Annotated in this window: 6 protein-coding genes and 2 pseudogenes; 3 read left to right on the top strand and 5 right to left on the bottom strand. The window is 68.9% G+C overall.

The window, feature by feature from the left end:
* On the bottom strand, window positions 1–425 hold a 425-nt coding region (locus ACTWQR_RS55025), incomplete at its 3' end, for a helix-turn-helix domain-containing protein (protein ID WP_443234894.1).
* Window positions 426–726: 301 nt separating this feature from the next.
* Here ACTWQR_RS55025 and ACTWQR_RS55020 point away from each other — a divergent pair.
* Window positions 727–1917: an IS110 family transposase gene (locus ACTWQR_RS55020; protein ID WP_443234893.1), complete on the top strand. Its 1191-nt coding sequence runs from the start codon at window positions 727–729 to the stop codon at window positions 1915–1917.
* On the opposite strand, the gene ACTWQR_RS55015 is transcribed toward ACTWQR_RS55020, so the two are convergent.
* Window positions 1844–2221, bottom strand: a complete 378-nt coding sequence (locus ACTWQR_RS55015) for a transposase (protein WP_443234892.1) — start codon at window positions 2219–2221, stop codon at window positions 1844–1846. The genes ACTWQR_RS55020 and ACTWQR_RS55015 overlap by 74 nt on opposite strands.
* Before the next feature lie 61 nt (window positions 2222–2282).
* A pseudogene (locus ACTWQR_RS55010) lies at window positions 2283–2591 on the bottom strand (IS110 family transposase); the annotation flags it as partial.
* Between the two features lie 430 nt (window positions 2592–3021).
* On the opposite strand from ACTWQR_RS55010, the pseudogene ACTWQR_RS55005 reads away from it, so the two are divergent.
* Window positions 3022–3321 (top strand): annotated as a pseudogene (locus ACTWQR_RS55005) (transposase); the annotation flags it as partial.
* Window positions 3322–3596: 275 nt separating this feature from the next.
* Here the strand turns inward: ACTWQR_RS55005 and ACTWQR_RS55000 are convergent.
* Together ACTWQR_RS55000 and ACTWQR_RS54995 are read right to left on the bottom strand one after the other, a co-directional pair.
* Window positions 3597–3872 carry a hypothetical protein gene (locus tag ACTWQR_RS55000; protein WP_443234891.1) on the bottom strand — a complete coding sequence of 92 codons (276 nt, stop codon included), beginning with the start codon at window positions 3870–3872 and terminating at the stop codon, window positions 3597–3599.
* A 20-nt stretch (window positions 3873–3892) separates the two neighbouring features.
* On the bottom strand, window positions 3893–4912 hold the full coding sequence (locus ACTWQR_RS54995) for an aldo/keto reductase (protein ID WP_443234890.1): 1020 nt from the start codon (window positions 4910–4912) through the stop codon (window positions 3893–3895).
* 167 nt (window positions 4913–5079) lie between these two features.
* Between ACTWQR_RS54995 and ACTWQR_RS54990 the strand changes: the two genes are divergently transcribed.
* Window positions 5080–5937 carry a helix-turn-helix domain-containing protein gene (locus ACTWQR_RS54990; protein WP_443234889.1) on the top strand — a complete coding sequence of 286 codons (858 nt, stop codon included), beginning with the start codon at window positions 5080–5082 and terminating at the stop codon, window positions 5935–5937.
* The last annotated feature ends 544 nt before the right edge of the window (window positions 5938–6481 follow it).

Genomic DNA, 6481 nt, shown 5'->3' with positions numbered 1-6481 from the left:
GGTAGAGCTTGCCCTCGACGGTGTCGATCTCGGTCATGTCGCCCACCCAGACGAGGTCCGGTTCCTCGGCGGTGAAGTCCCGGCGGACGAAGTCCGGGGCGGCCGGCCGCCTGCCCGGCCTGGTCAGCGACCGGCGGCGCGTGACCTTCCGGCCCGCCAGCCCGAGCTCGGCCATCAGCTTCGCGACGGTTCACCGACACCCGCCAGCCCCGGCGCACCAGCTCGATGAACACCTTCGGCGAGCCGTAAGTGGCCCCGGAGCAGCGGAAGATCTCCTCGATCTCCTCCGCCAGGTGCTGTCGACGCATCTCCCGCTCGGTGGGCGGGCGGTCGCGCCACTTGTAGTACCACGACTCCGATACCCCCAGAGCCCGGCAGGCGACGCGATGCGGAATGCCCTCCTCGGCCTTGCAGCTGCTGATCACCCTGACCGCCACGGCCGGGTCTGCCTCAGCTACTTCACCCACAAGGCCACGAATCGCTTGCACACATCACGCCCTACCTTTCTTCTCGGGTCTGAGCCGGTCACTCGTAAGATCGGCGGACCCGGGGACCCGGGGTATGGCTGACATCACGCTGTGCCACTTGGATGGTTTATGGAGCTTGGCCGCCCGGGGTCCTGCGACGACTCGACCGCCAATTGGGAACTGCGACTCGATCGCTTCGTAGGGCAACGCCGGCGAGGTCGTCTGCGGAAACTGTGTACGACGAGCTCATGGAGGGTACGTGCCGGAGATCTGGGCCGGACTGGACATCGGCAAGACGCATCACCACTGCGTGGTGATCAATGCGGACGGCACCCGCTTGCTGTCCCGCCGGGTCTCCAACGACGAGGCCGAGCTGCTGCAGCTCATCGGCGACGTCCTGGAGATATCCCGCGACGTGCTGTGGGCCGTCGACCTCAACCACGGCGGTGCCGCACTGCTGATCGGTCTGCTGGTCAACCACGGTCAGCCCGTCGCCTACCTCACCGGTCTGGCCGTTCACCACGCCTCGGGCACCTACCGTGGCGAAGGCAAGACCGACGCCAAGGACGCCTTCGTGATCGCCGACCAGGCCCGCGTCCGCCGTGACCTCGGTCTGCTCCGGCCCGGCGATGAGATCGCAGTCGACCTGCGCACCCTCACCACTCGCCGCCTCGACGTGGTCTTCGACCGCACCCGGCAGATCAACCGGCTCCGCGCCCAACTGGTCGAGATCTTCCCAGCGTTGGAGCGGGCTCTGGATCTGACGAACAAGGGTCCGATCACCCTGCTCACCGGCTACCAGACCCCGGCCGCCATCCGCCGCGCGGGCACCAAACGGCTCGAAAACTGGCTGAAGAACCGCAAGGTCCACAGTGCCGCTGCTCTCGCGAAGACCGTGGTGGGGGCCGCCCAGGCCCAGCACACCGCGCTGCCCGGCGAGACGCTGGCCGCGGCGATGGTGCTCCGGCTGGCGAAGGGGGTGATGGCCCTCGATGAGGAGATCGCCGAACTCGATGCTTTAATCGAGGCCCGGTTTCGCGAACACCCGCACGCCGCGGTGATCCGCAGCCTGCCAGGGATGGGCCCCAGGCTCGGCGCCGCGTTCATCGCCGCGACCGGCGGCGAGATGGACGCCTTCGGCACCGCTGACCGGCTGGCCGGCTTCGCCGGCCTGGCCCCCAGACCCCGTGACTCCGGCCGCGTCAGCGGCAATCTGCACCGGCCTCGGCGCTACCACCGCGGGCTACTGCGAGCCATGTACCTGTCGGCCATGGTCAGCCTGAAGTGCTGCCCCGCGTCCAAGGCGTACTACGACCGCAAGCGCAACGAGGGTAAGAGCCACAAACAAGCCCTGCTGGCCCTCGCTCGCCGCCGCGTCAACGTCCTGTGGGCGATGATCCGTGACGGAGAGTGCTACCAGCCTGCACAACGCGCTGCCGCGGCGGCTTGACAACAAGATTGGGAAGCTCCATCTCCAGCTCGCGGATGCGCTTGTCCTTCTCCCTGGCCTCGGCCCGCAGCCGCTCCAGCTCGGCCCGCTCACCCTCCCGCATCCGGCCACCAGAGGGCTCGGACGCCGGCCGGTCCGACGACGGTGACCCGTTGCGCCGGGCCCGTGAGACCCAGCTGTGCAGCGTCCCGGGATGGATGCCCAGATCCTCGACCACCTCCGGAATCGGCTTCCCGGTCTCCGTCACGATCCGCACCGCCCCCTCACGGAACTCGGCGTCGTAGATGCGCTTCCTGGATGCCATGACCCCCAACTATCCCTCCGGTCACGGTCTCCACAGTAGGAGGGGAGGTGCAGCCCGATGTGGCGACGGAGTGCCGGTCCCGGTAACGGGCGACGGCCAGTGGATTGATCGCGTAGACGGGCCGGCCGGTGGCCCGCAGGCAGGCGACGAGGAGCCCGCGGGACGTCTCGATCGCGACGGGGATCGGAGCGCCCGCGCGGTCGCCGTACTCGATCAGCAGGGCGGTGAACTGGGCGAATCCTTCGGCGTCATCGCCGATCCGTACCTTGGCGAGCTGTTTACCGCTGGTGTCGACCAGCGCGATGTCGTGGTGGTCCTCGGCCCAGTCCACCCCGCAGAACACGAGGGCCGGTAACCCGGTGATCTCCATGCGGCCTCCTCTGTCGTGGTTCTTTGACCCTGGTCGGAACCTGTGCGGGGGTGCGCGTGCTCCCTAATGGAAGTGCTCAAGGCACGTCATCCCACCAGCCGTTCGCAACCCCAGCGAGTCATGCGGCCCTCGGTCTGCTTGAGAGCTGGGGCTCAGGCAGTGGAGAGAGGTGATCCGCACAACCGGCTCGGACTACGGACAGCGAACCGCGCCACGGCCTGACAGGGCAAGCAACGACGAAGGACGGCCCCACCTGCAGCGTTGCGACCGCACAGTCGGGCGCGGAGCCGACCTCGTCTTGTCAAAGGACTCTGCGATCCGGGCATACTCAAAGGCTCGGCCCGCGCCATGAAGTTCAGCTCGCGCCCCTCGACCCTTGCCACGAATGGCGGGGAACACAGGGCGCATGCTGCCCTTCGCGTCCCATTAGGCCTACTCATCCCGCGCCAACCGCTCTTACCTGCGCAGACGCAACATCAAGGCAGTCATCCCGGAGAAGAAGGACCAGGCCGCCAACCGGAAGAAGAAGGGCAGTCGCGGCGGCCGGCCCACACGCCACGACGCCGATCTCTACAAGGAACGCAACACCGTCGAGCGACTGATCAACAAGCTGAAGGCCTGGCGGGGCATCGCGACTCGATACGACAAAACACCCGAGAGCTACCTCGCCGGCCTCCACCTCCGCGCCTCCATGATCTGGATCAACGACCTGCTGAAGGCGACTGATTGATCACGACGTCACACAGGCCCTAGGGGCCTGTCTGGCGTGAAGATCGTCGGTCAGCAGCTGATCTCGTGCTGGTTGAGCACCAGCAGCGCGCGAACGAGCCGGGTGGGCCACTTCACGTCGAGGCGGAGTTTGGTCAGCACGCGCCAGACACCTCACGTCGCCAGCGTGTCAAGAGGAGGTGGTGGGTTTCTTCAGGTGCGCGAACGCCCGCTCGCATACCGCCCGTTCCACGGGGCGGGCGGTGGAGGCCCACAGCAGCTGTCCCTTGACATCGGTCAGGCGATGACCAGCAGCCCGTGCCGTTTGTGCTTCGCGGACCAGCGGCGGCGCAGGGGCAGGCCGGTGCGGCGCTGGGTGGGTATCAGCGGGCCGTCGAGAAGGACGACGCTGCCACCCTCCCGGGCAGCGATTTTCGCCAGCACCCGCTCCGGCCGGGGTGCGCGGGCGGCCAGCAACTCGATCGCCTCCTTCAACCACCGGTCCACGGTGGTGCGCGAGACGGCGTTGCCGCCGGCGAGGTGTGCCAGGACCGGACCACATCCCGGGCACACCGCCGCCGGGTCCCCGGGTCTCAGGCCGCCGACCGGAGCCCGGAGGGACGACGGCGGAGAGCGGTCTCGAGGAAGGCCGGGGGCCGGTATTCCTGGTCGAGCGCGGTGACGTCGGTGCCCAGCGGGACGATCTCGTCGATCCGGTCGAGGACGTCGTCGGACAGCTCGACGTTGGCCCCGGCCAGCAGGTCGTCGAGGTGTTCCATGGTGCGCGGGCCGAGGAGCGCGGCGGTGACGCCCGGGTGGGCGATGGTGAACGCCATGGCCAGGTGGGTCATGGGTAGGCCGGCCTCCTTTGCGAGCGGGACGAGCTGTTCGACGACGTCGATGCGGTGCTCGTCGGACAGGTGGCGAGAGAACTGGACGCGTTTGAGGTCGTTGTCACCGCCCTTGCGCACCCGGCCGGTCAGCAGGCCCTGGCCGAACGGGCCCCACACCATGACGCCCATGCCGTACTCCTGCGCGATCGGCAGGATCTCCCGCTCGATGCCCCGGTTCAGGATCGAGTACGGCGGCTGCTCGGTGCGGAAGCGCTGCAGCCCGGCGCGTTCGGCGACCCACTGGGCCTGGACGATCATCGAGGCGGGCGTGGTCGACGAACCGATGGCGCGCACCTTGCCGGCCCTGACGAGGTCGGTCAGGACGGACAGGGTCTCCTCCAGGTCGGTGTCCGGGTCGGGCCGTTGGAGCTGGTAGACGTCGATGTGGTCGGTGCCGAGCCGACGCAGGGAGTTCTCGACGGCGGTGGTGATCCAGCGGCGGGAGGCGCCCTGCTGGTTGGGGCCCTCGCCCATGGGCATGCCGACCTTGGTGGCCAGGACCACGGCGTCGCGGCGGCCCTTCAGGGCCCGTCCGACGATGTCCTCGGAGTCGGCGTAGCGGTCGGCGGTGTCGATGAGGTTGATCCCGGCGTCGATCGCCTTGTGGATGATCCGGACCGACTCGTCCGGGTCGTTGCCCATCTGACTGGCGAACATCAACGTGCCGAGTCCGTAGGGGCTGACCTTGATCCCGGTCCGCCCGAGGTTGCGGTATTCCATGAATATTCTCCTCAAGGTGCCTGCCGGCGGGTGGATCCCCGCCGGCCACCAGCCGTCGGCCGGTACGTCCACCGTCCACGGATCCGCGGGGCATCGACCAGTACCCGCCGCATCCGGTGGACCCGCAGTACCACGACCGGACGCGGCCGATCGGCGATACTGGGGAGGTGACCGGAGCCACGGATCTCGGCAGGGCGTTGCACGCCTGGCGGGATCGCACGAAACCGGCCGGGGTCGGCCTGCCGGACGACGGAGGCCGACGCGCACCAGGCCTGCGGCGTGAGGAGCTCGCCCAGCTCGCCGGCTTGTCCGTCGACTACATCGTGCGGCTCGAACAGGGCAGGTCGAGGAATCCGTCCCCCCAGGTACTGTCCGCGTTGGCCCGGGCGTTGCGGCTGGCGACGGCGGAGCGTGAGCACCTCTTCGTGCTCGCCGGTCAGGCGGCGCCGAGCGCCGGGCAGGTTTCCGACCATGTGCCGGCAGGCGTCCAGCGCCTGCTGGATCGGCTGACCGGCACACCGCTGAGTGTGTATGACGCCGCCTGGAACCTCATCACGTGGAACGCGTTATGGGCCGCGCTGTTCGGCAACCCGCCCGCGGCACGCGGCTTCGGGAGGAATGCGGTGTGGTGGTCCTTCGTCGCGCCGCCTGACGGATACCCCCAGGCGGTGAGCCGGAAGACGGGTCACCGCGCGGCCTTCGTGTCCGACCTGCGAGCGGCGTCGGCCCGCTATCCCAAGGACACCGGACTGGCCGCACTGATCGATGGGCTCCGTACGCGCAGCAGCGACTTCGCGGCGCTGTGGGATTCCGGCGTGGTGGGTGTGCACGAGCCCCTGACCAAGACGGTCCGGCACGCGAGCGTCGGCGAGCTCACCCTCGACTGCGACATCCTCGCGGCACTCGGCACCGACCTGCGGATCATGGCCTTCAGCGCGGCGGAGGGCAGCGAGACCGCCGAGCGGCTGCGGCTGCTGAAGGTCGTCGGCGTCCAGGCACTGACGGGCACCGGAACGGACACATGACCGGAGAGCGTCGTGTCCGCCGATGGTCCGCCCCCGACGACCAGGACTCGCTCGCCCCCGCGCACCTACCGCTGCGGGTTGCCGTTGCGGCATGCGGTGCATCGACCGCCGTAGCGCGTGGGCTCCACGATGGCCGGCCGTCTTGGTCGGACCCGGTGAACCCCTGTCCGTAGAGGAACCCGCCGACGCCTGACGCCGCGAACTGGATGTCGGTGGCACAGATCCCTGCTGTCGCCACCGAGGTTCGTACGCCGTCTCCGTCGGCCTCGGGGTCGTCGACCGCCTCCATGCCGTCGTGGGTGCGGGTCACCGCGAGCACGACTTCAGGAGTCACCGAGCCGGGCTACTGTGCCCGTCGTACGGGGCTGACCCCGACCATGGCGGTCGCGTGAAACGGCGCGACCCTGAGGCGGTGCACCACTGAGGCTGCGCCAAGCTCGTTTCCGCAGTTCAGTGGGGCTGGTGTGATGCGCTGGTGAGGTCCTCACGCTGGTAGGCGGCATGATCGTCGGGGCGAGATCGTCCGCCCGTCTCGTCACCGCTG

This window comes from Streptomyces sp. 2A115, assembly GCF_052245575.1.
Classification (GTDB): Bacteria; Actinomycetota; Actinomycetes; order Streptomycetales; family Streptomycetaceae; genus Streptomyces.
This window is presented reverse-complemented; position numbering and strand designations above follow the sequence as displayed.

Excerpts from the sequence above, each read along its gene's own strand:
- ACTWQR_RS55015 (WP_443234892.1), bottom strand. The coding sequence starts at position 2,221 with ATGGCATCCAGGAAGCGCATCTACGACGCCGAGTTCCGTGAGGGGGCG.
- ACTWQR_RS54995 (WP_443234890.1), bottom strand. The coding sequence starts at position 4,912 with ATGGAATACCGCAACCTCGGGCGGACCGGGATCAAGGTCAGCCCCTAC.